Genomic DNA, 20071 nt, shown 5'->3' with positions numbered 1-20071 from the left:
ATGACAGAATCAATGACAGATACGGCAAGCCGCCGGATACTGTTAGAGGGAATCACAACTTTCTTGGGGATATCTTTGACGATATAGAACACCAAAAATACATATTATTACCATTTATGAATATATTTTCTTTTGGTTCCATTTCACGCTACTATAGCTAATAGCACTTTCAACACTAAGGTTTTCTATGTCATATATCATCCGCATTTTATTACCCGATACCCCAGGTAGCCTGGGAAGACTTGCCGACGCCATTGGTTTTATCGGTGGCGATATTCAATCAGTCGACGTGGTCGAAGCATTCAATAATGGCACAGTCATGGATGATTTAGTCGTCTCACTGCCACAAAGCGTTATGGCAGATTCCCTTATCACTGCCGCTCACGAAGTAGAAGGCGTAGAAGTAGATTCTATTCGTCCGTTTAGCGGCACAGTTGACCGTCGAGGGCAAATACATATGCTCGCAGAAGTAGCAGGTGCAAGTACACATTCAGAATCGCTTGCCAAATTAGTAGACGAAATACCTCGTGTCTTGACATCAAGCTGGGCCATTTTACTCAAGATCACCCCTGCTGGACTAGAGCGAGTCACTGCGTCACCCGCAGCGCCAGCAGATGATGGCAGCTCCCCCACAAACGTCGCTATCGACAAAGCACGTATTCTGCACCCAGAAAACGAGACATGGATACCACAATCCTGGGCTCTACTTGACACAGCGCTGAGCGTCGCACCGCTTAACACCGATAATCTAGTGTTAATTCTTGGTCGAGTTGGCGGTCCTGACTATCTCCCAAGTGAAGTAGAGCACCTGGGCAATTTAGGAAAAATTTTGGGCACCCTCCTACACGCCTAGCCCCATACGCTAGGCAGTCGAACCTGTCTCTAAGAGCGCAATGAAAGCATCTTCATCCAGTATTGTTATGCCCAGATCCTGTGCTTTTTGCGCTTTAGAGCCAGCATTATCTCCAACCACCACATAATCAGTTTTCTTGGATACCGAACCCACTGCCTTAGCACCGCGAGCAATAATTGCCTCCTTCGCTGAATCTCGAGTGAAGTGCTGCAACGTACCAGTGACCACAATGCTCTTACCACTGAGTGTTTGTGCTAGACGCTGACTACTATCAGTTTCCATCGTCACACCTGCGCGTTCCCATTGCGTGACAATATCCTGATGCCAATCGATACTGAACCATTCCTTGAAACTCTGGGCAATAATCTCACCCACCCCGTCAGTATCAGCTAACTCATTCACCTGCGCCTGGCGTGCTGCAGGCAAAGATTGAAACTTATGTGCCAACGCGCGAGCAGCAGTAGGTCCCACATGCCTAATTGACAACGCCACAATAACGCGCCACAACTCCACCTTTTTTACTTCTTCAAGATTTTTCAGCAGCTTCTTTCCTGTGGCATTAACCTCTCCTGCTTTCGTGGTATACACCTTGGTTTTAAGCAGATCATCCTCGGTCAAATTGAATAATCCAGCTTCATTATCAAGCACCTTGGATGCAATAAGATCTTGCGCCCCCTTCTCCCCCAATGCCTCAATATCAAAGGCACCACGACCAGCTAAATAGGTCAAACGCGCACTCAACTGTGCTGGACAAGAGCGAGCATTCGGACAACGCCAATCCGCATCATCTTCTTTTTGCGGCGCAAGAACCGCCCCACACGAAGGACAATGTTGTGGAAAGACAAAAGCTCGTTCACTACCATCACGCTTTTCGACGACAGGCCCTAGCACTTCTGGGATGATCTCTCCGGCTTTACGAATCACAATGGTATCGCCGATGAGTATCCCCTTACGTTTCACCTCTGTCTGATTATGCAGTGTAGCCATAGCAACCGTAGATCCAGCAACAAAAACTGGTTCCATCACAGCAAAAGGAGTAACTCTGCCAGTACGCCCAACACCAACTTGAATATCAAGTAACTTTGTGGTGACTTCCTCAGGCGGATATTTATACGCAATAGCCCATCTCGGCGCACGTGCAGTAGCACCGAGACTGCGTTGAGCAGCAATATCATCAACTTTGATCACAAGACCATCCATTTCGTAAATAGCCTCATGACGATGTTTTGCCCAATAATCCACCTGGTCTACTATTGCTTCTGGACTATCGACGAGTTGCGTATGTTCCGACACCGGCAACCCCCATGCCGCCAATGCCTTATACGCATCATGCTGTGATGATAATTGGATGCCTTCTAATGCACCAATACCATGACAGACCATGCGCAATTTCCGTTTTTTCACTGCTTGCACATCTTTTTGCCGAATCGAACCTGCAGCAGCATTTCTTGGATTGGCAAAAGGCTTACCCCCTTCGCGCTGACGTTGTTCATTAACAGCTGCGAAGTCTGCAACAGCGATGAACACTTCGCCACGTACTTCTAACAGCTCTGGGATAACATAATCTGACGACTCAACCAGCTCATGCGGAATGCTCTCAATGACCTTGGCGTTTTCTGTGACATCCTCGCCAATTCTGCCATCCCCCCTCGTCGCGGCGCGTTCTAATTTTCCATTGCGATACACCAAATCAAGGGAAAGTCCATCAATTTTTAATTCAATAAGATATCGGCTCGCCGGAGTACGGGCGCACCATTCTTGCAACTCTGCTTTGCTAAACGCATTATCAAGGCTCAACATTCTTTCAATATGTTCCACATTGGCAAAACTCGATTGTTTTGCAATGGGAGCGCCAACATTCATCGTTGGACTTTCAGGAACAGCAAGTTCTGGATATTTTTCTTCTAACTGCTCTAATTGCCTAAAGAGTGCGTCGAACTGTGCATCGCTAATGAGAGGAGTCTCATTGTAGTAGGCATGACGGTGCTGGCGGATTTGCTCGACAAGCTCATTCCATTGCCGACGAGTATCTGCATCTACTCCTTGATATTGTCCATCATGCGGCTGTGTATTTTCTGCAGTGAGTCGCTCAGTCATAGTTATACAGTCTACTAGGCATAGCCTATAGCTGGCACTAAGCATGAGCTGGTTTTATTTCTTATGATGTGTTAGGTCGCCATCTTTTACTAAGGTTAAAGACATGAATACTCCTCGCTTTGATTCCATGACCTTTGATCCGCAGAAAGTGCTCAGTTTCGATCTAGAAACCACTTCTGCAGATCCTCGCACTGCTCGCATCGTTACCTCCGCATTAGTACGCATTGATCACCAAGGTGTATCCGCCCAAGAGCTACTTGCTGATCCTGGTATCGATATCCCTGCAGAAGCTACTGCGGTTCATGGCATTACCACTGAATACGCCCGCGCCAATGGGCAAGATCATGACACAGTGGTAAAAACAACAATCAAAAATATCTATCAAGCATGGGAAGATGGCTACACTCTCATTGTTTATAATGCTCCATTTGATCTGAGTGTCCTAAAAAACCTTGATACTGATTTTATTGTCTCCGGACCTGTATTTGATCCATTTACCATCGATAAAGCACTCGATCCGTGGCGCAAAGGCAAACGTACGTTAAGCGATCTGTGCCAACATTACGCAGTACGCATTGATAATGCTCACGAAGCCACTGCTGACGCATTAGCTGCAGCACGTATTGCATGGGTGCAGGCCAAGAAGCAATACCGAGAAGAAATAGCACAGCTCAACCTTAATGAACTCATGGAATTTCAAGCAGTAAAGTATTACGAATCCCAACATAGCTTTGCCAAATATCTCAGCGGTCAAGGTAAAGATGCCTCTAGTGTCAATACCTCATGGCCATTGGCACCACTAGGTTGAGATATCAACCAGAGCTAAAGCTCTCGGCCATCACGCTGTACGATTTCGGCACACACTCGAGCACATGCCAAGGCATGTGCAGCGTCGATAAGCCTCCCCTGGTCAAGATGCTGACGAGGATGTATCTCAATATCTGCTAATTGCTCGCGGCTTATCGACAATTCATCAAATAGTTTTGCAATGCGTCGAGCTTTATCACGCGGAATGCTCTTATCTGTATCAACATAATCGCCTATGCCAACGCACCCAAAACCAATACCCAATCCTTCTGAGAGCGCCTGGGCAAGATCATCATAAAGATGAGTTCCCTTGATTGTATCCTGGCTGATGAGAAAAGAATCTGGCTGAGCCAACTGAGCAAGGAAGAAATTGGGTTCTTGTCCTAGCATGGCAAGCCGTACATGACGGTAGTGTTGCTGCAACGTCGAAATAATATGCGCAAGTAACTCAGCTAATTCCTTAGGATGATAAGCAGGCAGAATATCAAAATCATGTGTTCCTTTGACTCTACCTTTTATCAAATTATCCAAAGCAAACTCGTCAAGGATAATATCGCATTCAGCATGGCATCTTTTCTTCAGCTGTTGCGCATAGTCGATGAGATTGGCAAGAAAAATGTCAACGATGTCTTTTAACGCGCCGCTATCGGTTAAGGCGCGATGACCGTCGGCAAGCTCTAATTGGGTGCTCAGTGACCACGGTCCAACACAAGAGACTTGCAATTGCTCTGCCCCGGACCAGTGTTGTTCTATGGCATCTAGTTCGCGTTCTTTCTTATCCCATAGTCTTCTGCTGATTATTTGCGCCCGCGTACTCAACCGCCATGAGCGTGGTCCTTTTTCTACTGGCAGATTATGCAATATAGCCAAGGTCGTTGCCATATGATCATACATAAAACCCCGCTGCGGTACGTGCACTAATGTGCGCAAAGGAGTTTCACCGGCTATCACGTCCATTCCGGCGTGGAAGTCATTGCCAGGCAAGGCACCAAGGTTAAAACTCAGAGTCATTATTGTGTGTGCTCCATTGTGTTTCTCTTACACACGCCATGCACTATGAACAGACAGCACAGACAGCTATGAATCCAGTGCACTATGCGTAGCGCAAATAGTACCTGAACCCAAAACAATATCACCAGCTTCATCAGGGAGATAAATCACTGCTGCTTGACCGCGTGCTACTCCGCTGAGGGGCTGGTGTAGCTCAATATCCATATAGTCGTGCTCCTGATTGACGTGTACAGTACAGGACACCACACTGCCATGCGCACGCACCTGCACCTGTGCCTCAAATGTTCCAGTCATGGCAGGATGAAGAAATTTAAGCCGATCAGCACGAATACGCAAGATATCCAGATCTTCGCGTGAGCCCACAGTGACTTGCCCAGTCCGAGCATTGATGTCGGTAACATAACGTGGCTTGCCGTCGGCAGCTGGTTGCTTAATGTTGAGTCCCTTACGCTGGCCAATCGTATAGTTCCAAGCACCATCATGTTCTTTGAGTTCATTGCCTTGCTTATCGACGATCATGCCAGGGCGTAGTCCGATTTTGGCGCCTAAAAATGCTTGGGTATTGCCATCAGGAATGAAGCAAATATCGTAAGAATCTGGTTTTTTAGCTACAGAAAAACCATACTCAGCAGCTTCTTTCCTAATATCTGGTTTGATCGTGTCGCCCACAGGAAACATACAGTGTGCAATTTCTTGTGCGCCCAACACACCAAGCACATATGACTGGTCTTTATGAGGATCCACGCCACGGCGTAGGAATCCATCGCCGCCATCTTCTGGTTGGGTAAGCCTGGCATAGTGCCCAGTCACTACTGCATCAAAGCCTAATGCGATGCCACGTTCTAGCAATGCGGTGAACTTGATCTTTTCATTACAGCGCAGGCATGGGTTGGGTGTTTCACCGCGTTCATAGGATTCTACGAAATCATCAATGACTTCTTCCTTAAAGCGTTCAGAAAAATCCCAGACATAAAACGGAATGCCGAGCTTATCACATACGCGACGTGCGTCGGCAGAATCTTCTAATGAGCAACAACCACGGGCAGACTCTCGTACAGTTTGCGGATCTTGGCTCAGCGCTAAATGCACGCCTACTACTTCGTGCCCTGCTGCTACAGCCCGTGCAGCAGCTACTGCAGAATCAACGCCGCCACTCATTGCTGCCAAGACTCGCATGAAAAACCTTTCTGTGTTGGAAAGTTGAGAAGTTAGGAAAATATGCAGGCTTTAGAATACTTCAGCACGTGCGCATTATGCACATGACGAATACCCGTATAATCCGTAGAGATCAACATAGCGAGGTACTATTTTATTCCACCTCATTCCAGACCATGCCGGACCATGATATAGCAATATAACTACGCGATAACTACACAAGAAAGATACTTATGGGAAGAAAACGCTTGCACAAACATTCGCGCAGTGATGGCAATAATGACAGTAACACCAAGGGAATACCGTCGCTACCTGGTGTTTATCAGACAAGTACGGGTTGTGTAGAGATAAAGACCGACCCATATTCTCCTGGTGGCTATGAAATTTTTGTCAATGGTGTTCCCTCAAGTCATATTGCGTATGATCCATTGGTTCTCGAGTATGAATATATGCGATGGATAGCTGCTGCTACTGAGTTTCATATTCAGCACCATGCGGCGTTATCCCCCGAGCAACTTCGGATAACTCACCTTGGTGGTGGTGCGTGTACTCTTGCTCGTTATTTTGCGCACCGATATCCTCAATCACGTAATACTGTCATTGAATTAGATGCAGAATTAGCACGCCTCGTACGCACCTGGTTTGATTTGCCACGAGCTCCTCGGCTAAAAATTAGACAAGCTGATGCCAGGGCTGCAACCAGAGCTTTTGTTCCCGATAGCCGCGATATTATCATCCGTGATGTTTTTACTGGTTCCCATACTCCCGCATATTTAGCAACCCGTGAGTTCTATGAAGAATGTGCCCGCAGTTTATCCGCTCACGGACTCTACATTGCTAATTGCGGTGATGACCATTCACTTTCTCTAGCTAAATCAGAACTCCACACAATGCGTAGCGTGTTTGCACATTGTGCTGCTATTGCTGATCCACCTATGTTCAAGGGACGCCGTAGGGGCAATATCATTTTATTGGGGGCGCATGTGCCTCTCGCTGATCAAGAACACGCAGCACCATTGCGCAAAGCCTTGCTGGGCGGCGCGGTTCCAGCACACTATCACGACAATAATTGGGTGCAAGACTTTAGCGCACAAGGTCGCATTCTCTCTGATGCCGAGTACGGCTACCACGATATTCCTGGTACCTCCAGCGCTCCCAGCACCCCCAGCACATAAGAATTATCGAGCAGTTCTTATGCCATGCCAGCGCGTCGAGCGCGCGCAACAATATCAGGTAGCACAGCAATGAGCGCGTGAATATCGGCTTGTGTCGTGGTGTAGCCCATGGTCAGACGTAGGGTGGATCGTGCTGTCGCAGGATCTATCCCTGCTGCAAGTAGCACTGAGCTTGGTCTATTTACTCCGTTATGGCACGCCGATCCAGTAGAGGCTTCAATTCCTTGTGCATCCAGCAACATAATTAAGCTATCGCCTTCTGCACCGGGAAAAGACATATACAGATGCGACGCCAATGAATTTTCTGGAGTATGGAAAATGACGTCATCAATCTGAGTAGTGATGGCTTCTTTTAGTTGCGTACGCAATGCACTCAGATGTCTATGCTGCACGTCGATCTCTTGAGTTGCTTCAATCAAAGCTGCAGCGAGTGCGCTAGCAGTAGCTGCATCCACTGTCCCTGATCGTATCCCGCGTTCTTGTCCGCCACCATGAATAATGGCAGCTGGCGCTGGGGAACGTCGAGCGAGCAAAATGCCACCACTGCGTGGACCACCGAATTTATGACCACTAGCAGCAAGTGTTGTCGCCCCTAATTCCTGAAAGTTAATGGGGATTTTTCCCGCTACCTGCACTGCGTCAATGTGCACGGGTGTATTGGTTTGCTGTGCTCGCTCGATTACTTCTGCTACGGGCTGTAGTGCACCGGTTTCATTATTTGCCCACATACAAGCAGCTACATCAGCTGGGGTATCCAGAGCGTCGAAGTGAGTAACAATGCCGTGTGGAGATACCGCGAGTTCTTCATGAATAGCTCCGAATTTCTGGGCATATTGTGCACTCGTCAGTACGGCTGGATGTTCTATGGCACTGGTAATTATTCTGCCACCTTGTCCGCCTGTGCGAGCAAGCCATTGTCCTATTACACCGATATTGTTGGCTTCCGTTCCTGAAGCAGTAAAAATGACTTCAATTGGTTCACAACCGAGTACAGCTGCAATGTCTTCCCGAGCATTATCGACGATACTGCGTGCCTTGCGTCCGGAAGTGTATTGGCTTGCTGGATTAACTGCGCTTGCTGCCTCAAGCCATGCTTGCTTTGCGACCTCACGCATGGGTGATGTTGCTGCATGGTCGAAGTAATGTGACATTGCTCGAGTAACCCCTTTGTCGCTTTCATTTTTGTCTCATTGAGATCTGCGAATTTAGGATACACAGCTTATTTCTTGTAACTCAATTATGAAATAATTTTACCAATTATCTATAAAACTATAGAAACAGTGTTAAACTTATCTTCACCATTGATGTTGTTCTTCATGCGAAGGAGCCTCTATGCAGAAACTAATTACGGGCGCTATCTCGCGTCCCCTCATTGCAACAGCAACAGCATTATGCCTGGGACTTGGTCTTAGTGCGTGCAGTCCACCTGGTCAAAAAGATTCCACTCATGCTGCTAGCCCCACTACAACAGATGAAGCAACTAAAGCAGAAAAAATGAATGAACCCACCCCTGCGGATTACACTCCATTATGGAATGCAGAAACCGGTCCTTACCCACAGCCAAACCAAGAGTACCTCACCGACATCGAATCCCCTCAAGCATTGGAATGGGTCCAAGCGCATAATAAAAAGACAGAAGATGCGCTCACACATTCCAAAGAGTTTAGTGAAACAAAAGAAAAACTCCTCGATGTTTCTAAAAATGACTCACAGATTCCTTATGTTGTTCGTCGTGGCGATAAACTCTATAACTTCTGGACAGATGACAACCACCCTCGCGGCATTTGGCGCACCACAACCCTGGAAAGTTATACCAGCGATTCACCAAAATGGGAAGTGCTGATTGACGTCGATAAGCTGGCGGAAAAAGATAATATGTCATGGGTATGGAAAGGTGCTGAAGTACGTTACCCCACCTATGACCGCGCTCTAATTAAATTATCCCCAGGTGGATCAGACGCGGTGGTTATCAAAGAATACGACCTGGAGAAAAAAGAGTTTGTTACTGATAGTCCTTTTAACATCCCAGAAGGAAAAACCTCAGTATCGTGGATTGACAAAGATACGATTTTCTTTGGCACCGATCAACTCGAAAACTCTACGACATTATCAGGTTATCCAGCTAAAACCTTTATCTGGAAACGCGGACAACGCATGGAGGATGCTCAAGAATACTACTCCATCGATACCGAGGATCTTTCTACCCACGCATATCACGACGCCACCCCTGGCTATGAACGCACCTTTGCTTATCGGAGCATAGACTTCTACAATTCAGAAACGTTCTACGATACCTCTGATGATCAAAGCGGCGATTTCAAGCAAGTTCCCGTGCCTACCGACGCCGACACATGGATAGTAAATGAATGGTTATTCATCAAACCTCGCAGCGAGTACAAAGGTATTCCCGGTGGCGCACTCGGAGTAGCGAAATTTGACGACGTCATGGCAGGAACAGCAACACCCAAACTTATTTATGCTCCCGACGAACGAAGCAGCCTCGAAGACATCAGCTTCACCAAAAACTATCTCCTCATCACCCATTTAACTGATGTTTCTACTGCCATCGAGTACGCTCCGCTTGACGACCCTACTGCACAACTAAAGCAACTCAAACTACCTGAGAAATCCACAAGCAGTGTGTATGCTACAACCGACGACACCGATGAAGTGTGGTTAAGCAGCAGCAACTTCCTTACTCCTAATTCATTCTTCCGACTAGATCTCAAAAGAAGTAGATAACGGATCCTCGGATTATGACCCTAATAAGCCGCTTAAGCACCAGGATAAACTTTTTGATGCTCAAGGAATGGAAACTCGACAGCACTGGGCAACAAGCGCTGATGGCACTAAGGTTCCCTACTTCATCACAGGTAAGTTCACTGATAAACCGGTACCAACCTTGGTGTATGCCTATGGTGGATTTGAGGTGGCCTATACTCCTGAATACAGCTCCTACCGAGGTCGAGCTTGGTTAGAAAAAGGCAATCTCTATGTTTTGGCAAATATCCGTGGCGGAGGCGAGTTTGGTCCCGACTGGCATAGTAATGCAGCAAAAACAAATCGCAATAAAGCCTTTGAGGATCACAAAGCCGTGCTAGAAGATATCGTGGCGCGCGGTTATGCCACCAAAGATCAAGTGGGTATTCAAGGTGGTTCTAATGGTGGTCTACTAACAGCAACTGCCCTTACTCAGTACCCAGAGACTTTTGGCGCTGCGCTTATCGAAGTACCACTAACAGATATGCTGCGCTACCACACCTGGCTAGCAGGTAATAGCTGGATTGCTGAATATGGCGACCCCGATAAACCAGAAGAACGTGCCGTACTGGAGAAATACTCCCCCGTCCACCATGTCGTAGCTAGAGAAAAACGTGCATACCCACCAGCGTTTATCACGAGCTCCACAAAAGACGATCGAGTACACCCAGGCCATGCTCGTCTCTTCGCAGCGGCACTAGAAGATGCTGGTCAGCCTGTTACATATTATGAAAATGTAGAGGGAGGCCATAACGGTGCAGCAGACTATACCCAAAGTGCCCACATTGATGCTATGGAATACACCTGGCTCGATGAACAATTGCGCAAATCTGATAGCGACTAGCGTTTAAGCTGCAATCATAATAAAAGCGGTAGCTGACTTGCTACCGCTTTTATACTGTTTTAGCCTTTGCGCTTTGCTAATTCTTCCGTAAGCAAAGGAGCAATTTCTTGTGCATCTCCTACAACGCCTAGATCAGCGATCGCAAAGAAAGGAGCTTCTTCATCATTGTTGATAACAATAATTTTCTTCGCGGTCTGCATACCCGAGGTATGTTGAATAGCACCAGAAATTCCTAACCCAATATAAAGATCAGGTGATACACTCACACCAGTCTGCCCAACTTGGAATGTGGCAGGATAATATCCCAAATCAACTGCATCACGGGTGGCCCCTACTGCGCCTCCCAGCACGTCGGCAAGCGGTTCTACGATAGCACCAAAATTTTCTGCACTGTCCATACCTCGTCCACCTGCGACGACCACCTTAGCTTGAGTAAGCTCAGGGCGATCCCCATGCACAGCCGGGGTATAAGACTTCACGGTTACTTCTGTATTCTGTGCTGGTGGCAGCTCGAACTCGTTATAAACTGCAGCACCGGCAGCCACGGTCGTTGCTGCCAAATCCTGAGTACCAGGGCGAAGAGTATAGATAGGGCTATTGCCACCCACTGCTGCTGAAACGGCAATAGTATCTCCAAAAATAGACATGCTCGCACTGCGATCAGCATTGATAGCGACAACGTCGAAAAGCACGCCTGAGGCAAGACGAGCAGCAAGTCTACCAGCGATTTCATTAGTATCTGCGCCGGCGGAAAGAATGATTGGAGCTGGGGTTTGCGCAGCCAGTGCGTGAAGTGCGTTCACCTGTGGCACGATCAAACGAGAATCAAGATCCGGAACAATCGCACCCATTACGCTATCGGCACCAAGTGCACCAAGTTCCGCAACCAGCTCGGGCGCGATAGTAGCGTTGCCAAGTACTACGGCACTGACACTGCCAAATACCTTAGCCTGGCTAATAAGTTCAGCAGTAGTTGGTGCAAGAGCGCCATTATGCTGTTCGACGAGAACATATGCAAAAGACATAATCAATCCTTATTTATTGGTAAGAGCTAATACAATACGAATGTCTTAAATGAGTTTTTCTGCCTCTAAATAATCAGCAATTCTATTCGCAAGCTCTTGAGCATTGCCTCGAATCAGCTCACCACCTTGGCGTTGCGGACGTGTATTGGCAGCAGTGACCACAGTTGCAGAATGAGCCAATCCAACCTGTTGGGCAGCCACACCAATGCTTGCCAGATCAAGGTGCGTTATTTCTGCTTTTTTCGCAGCCAAAATGCCCTTGAAGTTCGGGAATCGTGGCTTATCTGCTTTGTCAGTAATAGAGACAATAGCTGGTAATGGTGCTTCTAATTCATAGTCGCCATCATTAGTGTTACGCACAGCTGTGATAACGCCATTATGCACGCTCATCTGACGCAGATGAGTAAGTGCCGGTTGCTGTCGATATTCTGCCAAAATACCTGGCAAAGCACCCGCAGCCCCATCAGAAGATGCTGCACCGCACACGATAAGCTCAATATCGGCAATGGTATTGAGCGCATTGGATAGCGCCCATGCGGTACCTAAAATATCTGAACCGGCAAGCTGTTCGTCGTTAAGCAATACTGCAGAATCTGCCCCCATCGCCAATGCTTTGCGCAATGCTTCTTCTGCGGATGCGCCACCTGCAGATAATGTCACCACAGTGTACCCAGCATCAGGGTTTGATTCTCGGACTCTTAAGGCTTGTTCCACAGCGAACTCATTGATTTCGTCGATTGTCTCATCAACATCACTGCGATTGAGGGTGAAATCATCCTCAAGAGTTCGCGTAGACCACGTATCAGGAACATTTTTTACCAAAACCACAATTGCGGGCATATATTTCCTTTTCCTAATCGTTTCTCTTTATATTTTCTTCTTTTTAGTCTAACCTAATTTTCCCTTGGGCAGTGAGAGCGCACTAACGACGCCACTTCAGAAGCGTTTAGGCGGCTTGACATGAAAAAACTCATAATACCGAGGATCATCAACAGGATCACCAATCACAGGAGCAATATCAATCTCTTTGGCTGCCTCAAACGCTTCTTCTACACTATGAAAATGGCTTAAGTGGAGCAATTGTGCCCACGTTGGAATCACCAACTGCAATAATCCTGCACGCCACCCATCAAGGATAAGATCAGGAGTAAACCAGCCAGTCGACGCAGCTTCTCGGGTATTTCCATCAGGTTCTTGCCCATCAGGTGCCGTCGCCAAAAAACTATAGACATCAAATTGATGCTCATCCGTCGGAGCACTCACCCATCGCGCAAAGGGATATAGCAAATCAGTGCGCAGTACCAGTTGATTACGTGCCAAAACCTGAGATAAAGAAAGCCGATGACTTTCTAAAGCAAGCCGCTGTGGATGATACGGAGTAGCATCTTGTACCGGTGCACCACCCACATGACCAGCCAATAAGGTTCCTGTTTCCTCAAAAAGTTCACGTGCAGCACCACATACTAAGCCTCGCGCCATCCGCTTATCGACTTTAAGTGACTGGGACCAAAAATCTAGATCCGGACCGCCCCACGTATTATGCACCTGATCCATAGGTTCTTCTAAGTCACGAGGATCTACACCGCCACCAGGAAATACCGTAGTATTAGGAAAAGTAGGCATAGATGAGACACGCTCTTGGACAAAAACCTCTAACCCTGCTGCGGTATCACGAAGTATCAACACGGTAACCGCAAGTTTTCTACCGCCAAGACCCTCAACTATCGGAGGCATAATGCCGTGCCCCTTCTTCCTTTCCTAATTCCTAAACAGCCCGATGTGAACCACCTTGTCGCGCTCGGCGCGCGAAATAGCGCCCATCAATCTTATCGATCCTCATCTGCTGATGAAACGCACGAGAAAGATTCTCATCAGTGAGCACATCATCTATCAAACCTTGTGCCACTACAGTGCCTTCATCAAGCAAAAGGGCGTGGGTAAAACCATCAGGTATTTCTTCCACATGATGAGTAATCATCACCATTGCTGGTGCATCAGGATCAAGAGCAAGTTCGCTGAGGTATCCCACCAGATCCTCACGACCCCCCAGATCCATACCCGAAGCCGGTTCGTCGAGAAGCAATAATTCTGGGTTAGTCATCAAGGCACGTGCTACAAGCACACGCTTGCGCTCTCCTTCGCTAAGTGTTCCCCAATTGCGATCGACCAAATGCAAAGCGCCAACACGCTCTAGCACCTGGAGGGTTTGCGCAAAATCTGGTTCACTATACTCTTCACGCCACCGACCAAGAATGGCATAACCTGCAGAAATAACCAGATCAGTGACTTTTTCTTCCGGCGCTATCCGACTGGCGACTGCAGCAGAAGAAAGCCCAATCATCGTACGTAGATCACGCATATCAGTTTTGCCGATACGCTCCCCCATCAGCCATGCCCGACCAGCTGAAGGAAATTCTTCTGCTGCTGCCAAGCGAATAAGCGTAGTTTTACCAGCGCCATTTGGCCCGAGGATAACCCAGCGTTCATCGAGTTCTACCTGCCAGGTCACCGATTCCAACAGAGCCTTGCCAGAACGGATAAAAGATACATTCTCAAAGTCTATAAGCAAGTCTGGATTACGATCGCTGTGCTCATTATCTGTATCGTGCTTATACATTCCCACTATCCCCGACATTTCTGACTGTTGTGACTGTTCTGGCATTGCGTCTTCCTCTTCCATTCTGGCTTATCCAGCACGCTAACGCATCTATCTCTAATCATTGTGGATAAAGTACTGCATCTGTGTGAGTGACACAGGTAAACTTAGTGACAAAGCAATCTATGATGAGGAGCCACCAACTTGTCCACTCAGTCTCCAAGCCTCACCTCTTTTCCCCGCCTTGCTATCGACGACATCCACCCCACTATCGCCCACGGCACAGTTGCAGCAAAAGCCGTGGTTGGTGAGTATATTCCTATCAGTGCTCTTATCTGGCGTGAAGGACATGACTGTATCAATGCCACACTGCGCATTACTCCTCCTGCAGATTCAACACGTGATAGCACAGAACTTACTCAAAGTTTTTATCGTGATCCTGTCGATGTTGATCGAATGCATAGTGGCTTTGTTCCAGATGTCATGGGTATCTGGTCTTTTCAGATAGAAGCATGGTCAGATCCAATGGCAACCTGGCGCAATGCCATAACTAAAAAAGCGCAAGCAAGACAAAACAACGAAGAACTAGCCAATGACTGGGCAACAGGGGCTCAACTTTTTCAACGCACTGCACAATTAACCCACACAGCACAGGAAAAAGACACGCTCCTTTCCGTCGCACAACTTCTCCTTTCCGCACAACCCGTAGCTGAGAAACTATCCGTTGCACTCGCCCAACCAATTCTTGAGCTTATTCGTGCCTATCCTCTGCGGGATTTAGTATCTGCCGCACCAAGCCAACAGGTGCTCGTCGAACGCAAAAAAGCGCTTTTTAGCTCCTGGTATGAGCTTTTTCCTCGCTCTACTGGGGGTTGGGATGATCAAGGAAACCCCATTCATGGCACCTTCCGTAGCACTGCTCAAGCACTCAAGCGCGTAGCAGATATGGGTTTTGATACTGTTTATTTTCCGCCGATTCACCCTATTGGTGCGGTCAATCGTAAAGGAAAAAATAATACGCTCGTCGCACAGCCAACAGATGTGGGATCCCCGTGGGCAATTGGTTCTGTTGCCGGCGGGCATGATAGCGTGCATCCGGAACTGGGAACCCTTGAGGATTTTCAATTTTTACTCGATACTGCCACATCACTTGGATTAGAGATTGCTCTTGATCTCGCGTTCCAAGCTGCACCCGATCACCCGTGGGCACAAACCCACCCGGAATTTTTCACTATTCTTGCCGACGGAACGATTGCCTACGCAGAAAATCCACCTAAGAAATACCAAGACATTTATCCCCTGAATTTTGATAACGCACCAACAGCAATTTATGAAGAATTGCTGCGCATCGTACAATTCTGGGTTGATCGTGGGGTGCGTACTTTCCGAGTAGATAATCCTCATACTAAACCAACTAACTTTTGGGCATGGCTGATTTCGCGGATTCATCGCAACAACCCTGAGGTCATTTTCCTTGCTGAAGCCTTTACCAGACCAGCACGCCTGTATGGTTTAGCAAAAGCAGGATTCTCACAGTCTTATACATATTTCACCTGGAAAGTAACAAAAGCCGAGGTAGAGCAATTTGCTCGAGAGATAACGGCAATGGCTGATGTATCACGTCCTCATCTTTTTGTGAACACACCAGATATTTTACATGCAAGCTTACAGCATGGCGGTCGAGCTATATTTGCTATTCGAGCAGTCTTAGCAGCAACATTATCACCATTATGGGGTGTGTATTCTGGTTATGAGCTTTATGAACACACCGCTGTTGCTCCGGGTAGTGAAGAATATCTTGACAGCGAAAAATTTGAGCTACGCCCACGTGATTTTGCCACTGCACGACGCAACGGGGATTCACTAGAACCATTCATTCAATTACTGAACCAGATTCGACGTGACCACCCAGCATTGCAACAACTTCGGGTATTGCACTTCCACCACACCGATAATGACAATATCCTGGCGTATTCTAAAGTCGATCCTGTCACAGGAAACGCGATTATCGTGGTAGTGAATCTCGATCCACACCACGCACAAGAAACCACCCTAAGCCTTGATCTATCAGCGCTTGGTCAACCAGAGAATAAGGACCACAGTTTTGCGGTCTACGATCTAGTGACCAAGCAGCATTTCACTTGGAGTGCGCATAACTACATCCGACTCGACCCATTCTGCGATGTCGCACATATTCTTAGCATCGCACCTGTACCCAAACACCTAAGAACTGGGGTCATAACGCATAGACCAGCCAATTATCATAACTAATACTCGGACTATAGTTTTTAGATCCTAGGAACCTTTCATGTCTACTTTTTCTTCACTACAGCTACACCACCATGATGAGTATTCTCTGCTCACTCATGCTTGCACTGATCCACACGCAATTTATGGCTTGCATACTCTTGACGCGAGTCATAGCCGTTTTCTCACTCGGTGTATTGGGGCGCAAAAGGTAGAACTGCACTGTGGACAACGCAGTTTTCCCTTAGAAAAACTCGATCATGATTTCTTTGGAGCTATCGTCGCACAGCCTGCTGATAGTGATTATCGCTTGCACATCACCTGGGCTAGTGGGCTTGTCGCAGAATGTGCAGATCCTTACTCTTTTTCGCCCACTCTAGGCGAGCTGGACTTGCATCTTATTGGCGAGGGGCGGCATGAACGTCTGTGGGAGGTTCTTGGTGCCCATGTGCGCGAGTACACCACAGAACTCGGTCAGGTTTCTGGTACGTCTTTTGCAGTATGGGCGCCTCATGCCGCTGGTGTTGCTGTCATTGGGGATTTTAATGGTTGGAACCCTGATCAACATCCTATGCGTCTCCTTGGAGATTCAGGCGTGTGGGAAATTTTCATTCCCACAGTAAGCGCAGGTGCAGTGTATAAATATGCTATCTATACTGCTGATGGCACTCGCTTAGATAAAGCAGATCCGTTAGCTCAGCTGGCGCAAAAACCACCAGAGACAGCGTCGATTGTGTCTGGAACAAACTACCAATGGCAGGATGCTGCTTGGCTTGAACAGCGCAAACACTACTGCGCAGATAATGCACCCATGAGTATTTACGAGGTTCACCTTGGTTCTTGGAAACAAGGACGTAGCTATCATGACCTTGCCACTGAATTAGTCGATTATGTCCACACAATGGGCTATACGCACGTTGAATTTTTGCCAGTAGCACAGCATCCTTTCGGCGGTTCGTGGGGGTATCAGGTGTCTGGTTATTATGCGCCCTACTCTGCTTGGGGGAGCCCAAATGAGCTTAAAGCGCTTATCGACGCCTTCCACAATGCCGGTATTGGTGTCATTATGGACTGGGTTCCAGCGCATTTCCCTAAAGATTCCTTTGCCCTAGGACGCTTTGATGGTCAAGCTCTCTATGAGCATCCAGACTGGCGACGTGGTGAGCAAAAGGATTGGGGAACTTTTGTCTTTAATTATGGTCTGAATCACGTACGCAATTTCCTTATTGCCAATGCGCTCTATTGGTGTGAAGAGTTCCATATCGATGGACTGCGCGTCGATGCGGTAGCGTCAATGCTCTATTTGGACTATTCACGAGGCGAAAACGAATGGTTGCCCAATGAATACGGAGGCAGAGAGCACATAGAAGCAGTGCAATTTTTGCAAGAACTCAACGCCACTGTGCATAAACATCATCGTGGGGTACTCACTATTGCTGAGGAATCGACTTCCTGGCCAGGAGTTACCTCTCCTACGACGCAGGGCGGATTAGGTTTTTCGATGAAATGGAATATGGGGTGGATGAATGATACCTTGGCCTATTTCCAGGAAGATCCCATTCACCGCCAATATCACCATAACAAAATCACTTTTTCGCTGGTATATGCGTATTCAGAAAAATTCATTCTTCCGTTCAGTCACGATGAAGTAGTACATGGTAAAGGTTCACTATGGAGAAAAATTCCAGGTGACAAGTGGAATAAAGCAGCTGGTCTACGTGCTTTGCTTACCTATATGTATGCTCATCCCGGGAAAAAACTGCTCTTCCAAGGTCAGGAGTTTGGGCAAGAAAGAGAATGGGCTCATGACCGCAGCTTAGACTGGGAGGATATTAACCAAGAAGATCACTATCACGCTGGTATTAGCCGTTTAACCCATGACCTCAATATGCTTTATCGACGCAGCCCTGAACTTTTTAGCCTCGACAATGAAGAATCGGGGTTTAGCTGGGTGAAAGCAGATGAAGCGCAGCATAATATCCTGGCGTTTATTCGCTATAGCGCCACTGGAGAAAAAATGCTGTGCGTCTTTAATTTTAGCGGTGTCAGCCATACTCATTATCGCCTTGGCGTTCCCGAGGCTGGTACCTGGGAATGCGTATTTAATAGTGATGCAGGGATCTACCAAGGGGCAAATAATCTGCTGCCGAGCACGGTGTGCAGTGGCAAAGAATGGGATAATTATCCCTACTCTGTCAATCTGCATATCCCAGCAATGAGCGCGCAGCTCTATCGCTGGGCAGGCTGAGATTCCCGGTATGGTGACCTCATTAGAATAGAGCACTAGCCATTCGGGCTCGTGCTTTGAGCACTCGAGGATCATGAGCCTCATAAAGCGCAAATAATTCCACCAGACGATCTTTGATCGTGGCCTTATCATCTCCGGTCTTTGTCTCTAATAAATCAAGTAGCAAAGAGAAGGCTTCTTCAGGTTGCGAAGCCGCAATATATGCATCAGCTGCTTGGAATGCCGCATCGATATCGTCGGGATGCATACGCGCATAGGCAATGGGATCTGGCTGATCCTTATTCTGCTGCAACCGATAGAGGAATTTTGCGTTATCACGAGCTTGAAGCGCCTGCTGATTCTTAGGCTCTTTTGCCAAGATCGTGTCGTAGACCTCAATTGCTGCAAGGAAATCACCATTGTTAAGCGCCTGAGTAGCCGCAGCAAATTGAGGATCTTCGGGTGTTTCTTGTTGAGCTAAACCAGTTAATTGCCCAGCGACAGCCTTGATAACCGCATTGATCCATTGCTCTAGTGCTTGGCGCGGTTGCCCACCCTCGAAATTAGCAATAGGCTGCCCAGCAGCAATGGCGACAACCGTCGGCAAGCCTTGGATGCCAAACATACGAGCAACCTCAGGAGTGGCATCAGCGTCGATATAGCCAAAAATAAACTGCAGTGCAGCCTCTTGTGCCAGCGCAGATAAATCAGCTTTGAGTTGTTCTGAATCAGGGCTGCGCGGCGTACCGATCAGCACGACCACCGGCACTTCAGCAGAGCGCTTAATCAGCTCTTGCTCAACATTGTCCATAGTTAATGTAACTGTGGCTGCTGGTTGAGATGTTGCAGGTTGTGCCAGCGCTTGTGCACGTTGTTCCGCTCGTGCCTTTACTTCAGCTAAATCTATTGCGCCAGCGACAAAACGCTGTGGAGTAGTCATTGCTCTTCCTTCTCTTGTTATTCTTGAGCTAAACGACGCTCAACTGATTCTACTTTTGACTTTAGCTGTCCACTATACCCGGGACGAATATCTGCCTTAATCACTAAAGATGCACGCGGAGAAAGTTCAAGAACCACATCTGTTGCTTTCTTTACCACTGCCATGACTTCCTCCCATTCGCCTTCAATGAGGGTAAACATGGCATTTGTCTCATTAGGAAGTCCAGATTCTCGTACCACCTTAATGGCTGCCGCGACGATATCTGCCATTTCGGCTTGTGCATTAGCTACCTCGGTAGGAGCAACAGAAAAAGCAATAATCATGATAAAAGTAC

15 protein-coding genes and 1 pseudogene are annotated in these 20071 nt (G+C 47.5%); 6 read left to right on the top strand and 10 right to left on the bottom strand.

Translation table 11 applies throughout. From position 1 onward, the window contains the following. Nucleotides 1–187: 187 nt before the first annotated feature. Nucleotides 188–853: an amino acid-binding ACT domain protein gene (locus FQV43_RS03915; protein ID WP_144274639.1), complete on the top strand. Its 666-nt coding sequence runs from the start codon at nt 188–190 to the stop codon at nt 851–853. 9 nt (nt 854–862) lie between these two features. Here the strand turns inward: FQV43_RS03915 and ligA are convergent, their stop codons facing one another. Further along, nucleotides 863–2950: an NAD-dependent DNA ligase LigA gene (ligA, locus tag FQV43_RS03910; RefSeq protein ID WP_144274637.1), complete on the bottom strand. Its 2088-nt coding sequence runs from the start codon at nt 2948–2950 to the stop codon at nt 863–865. A gap of 103 nt (nt 2951–3053) precedes the next feature. On the opposite strand from ligA, the gene FQV43_RS03905 reads away from it, so the two are divergent. Beyond that, nucleotides 3054–3758 (top strand): 3'-5' exonuclease, encoded by a 705-nt coding sequence (locus FQV43_RS03905; RefSeq protein WP_246846962.1) that lies wholly within the window; start codon nt 3054–3056, stop codon nt 3756–3758. 14 nt (nt 3759–3772) lie between these two features. Here the strand turns inward: FQV43_RS03905 and FQV43_RS03900 are convergent, their stop codons facing one another. Both FQV43_RS03900 and mnmA read right to left on the bottom strand, forming a co-directional pair. Beyond that, complete coding sequence (locus tag FQV43_RS03900) at nt 3773–4768, bottom strand: hypothetical protein (protein WP_144274635.1); 996 nt, start codon at nt 4766–4768, stop codon at nt 3773–3775. 66 nt (nt 4769–4834) lie between these two features. Continuing rightward, the gene (gene mnmA, locus FQV43_RS03895) at nt 4835–5944 is read right to left on the bottom strand and encodes a tRNA 2-thiouridine(34) synthase MnmA (RefSeq protein ID WP_146338986.1); all 1110 of its coding nucleotides are present in this window, start codon (nt 5942–5944) and stop codon (nt 4835–4837) included. 212 nt (nt 5945–6156) lie between these two features. Between mnmA and FQV43_RS03890 the strand changes: the two genes are divergently transcribed. Further along, nucleotides 6157–7098 (top strand): spermidine synthase, encoded by a 942-nt coding sequence (locus FQV43_RS03890; protein ID WP_168195034.1) that lies wholly within the window; start codon nt 6157–6159, stop codon nt 7096–7098. 17 nt (nt 7099–7115) lie between these two features. Here FQV43_RS03890 and FQV43_RS03885 read toward each other — a convergent pair whose 3' ends face one another. After that, complete coding sequence (locus FQV43_RS03885) at nt 7116–8249, bottom strand: cysteine desulfurase family protein (RefSeq protein ID WP_146338984.1); 1134 nt, start codon at nt 8247–8249, stop codon at nt 7116–7118. Nucleotides 8250–8592: 343 nt separating this feature from the next. Between FQV43_RS03885 and FQV43_RS10275 the strand changes: the two are divergent. Next, a pseudogene (locus tag FQV43_RS10275) lies at nt 8593–10702 on the top strand (prolyl oligopeptidase family protein). A gap of 59 nt (nt 10703–10761) precedes the next feature. Here FQV43_RS10275 and FQV43_RS03875 read toward each other — a convergent pair. The 4 genes from FQV43_RS03875 to FQV43_RS03860 all read right to left on the bottom strand — a co-directional run bounded on the left by FQV43_RS03875 (nt 10762) and on the right by FQV43_RS03860 (nt 14344). After that, nucleotides 10762–11727 (bottom strand): electron transfer flavoprotein subunit alpha/FixB family protein, encoded by a 966-nt coding sequence (locus tag FQV43_RS03875; RefSeq protein WP_144274629.1) that lies wholly within the window; start codon nt 11725–11727, stop codon nt 10762–10764. A 45-nt stretch (nt 11728–11772) separates the two neighbouring features. Beyond that, the gene (locus FQV43_RS03870) at nt 11773–12567 is read right to left on the bottom strand and encodes an electron transfer flavoprotein subunit beta/FixA family protein (protein WP_146338982.1); all 795 of its coding nucleotides are present in this window, start codon (nt 12565–12567) and stop codon (nt 11773–11775) included. A gap of 96 nt (nt 12568–12663) precedes the next feature. Then, on the bottom strand, nt 12664–13461 hold the full coding sequence (locus tag FQV43_RS03865; RefSeq protein ID WP_144274625.1) for an NUDIX hydrolase: 798 nt from the start codon (nt 13459–13461) through the stop codon (nt 12664–12666). Between the two features lie 31 nt (nt 13462–13492). Further along, nucleotides 13493–14344 (bottom strand): ABC transporter ATP-binding protein, encoded by an 852-nt coding sequence (locus FQV43_RS03860; RefSeq protein WP_144274976.1) that lies wholly within the window; start codon nt 14342–14344, stop codon nt 13493–13495. 183 nt (nt 14345–14527) lie between these two features. Between FQV43_RS03860 and FQV43_RS03855 the strand changes: the two genes are divergently transcribed. Then, nucleotides 14528–16594: a maltotransferase domain-containing protein gene (locus FQV43_RS03855; protein WP_146338980.1), complete on the top strand. Its 2067-nt coding sequence runs from the start codon at nt 14528–14530 to the stop codon at nt 16592–16594. A 37-nt stretch (nt 16595–16631) separates the two neighbouring features. Further along, nucleotides 16632–18818, top strand: coding sequence for a 1,4-alpha-glucan branching protein GlgB (glgB, locus tag FQV43_RS03850; protein ID WP_146338978.1), 2187 nt, complete (start codon nt 16632–16634; stop codon nt 18816–18818). 22 nt (nt 18819–18840) lie between these two features. On the opposite strand, the gene FQV43_RS03845 is transcribed toward glgB, so the two are convergent. Both FQV43_RS03845 and FQV43_RS03840 read right to left on the bottom strand, forming a co-directional pair. Next, entirely contained in the window at nt 18841–19737 is an 897-nt protein-coding gene (locus FQV43_RS03845; RefSeq protein WP_144274619.1) for a tetratricopeptide repeat protein, read from the bottom strand. A gap of 17 nt (nt 19738–19754) precedes the next feature. Then, nucleotides 19755–20060: a thiamine-binding protein gene (locus FQV43_RS03840; protein WP_144274617.1), complete on the bottom strand. Its 306-nt coding sequence runs from the start codon at nt 20058–20060 to the stop codon at nt 19755–19757. Nucleotides 20061–20071: the final 11 nt, after the last annotated feature.

Origin of the sequence: Corynebacterium sp. sy039 (assembly GCF_007904105.1) — a bacterium.
Lineage (GTDB): Bacteria > Actinomycetota > Actinomycetes > Mycobacteriales > Mycobacteriaceae > Corynebacterium.
The sequence above is the reverse complement of the archived record's forward strand: the minus strand, read 5'-3'. Positions and strand labels throughout refer to the sequence as shown.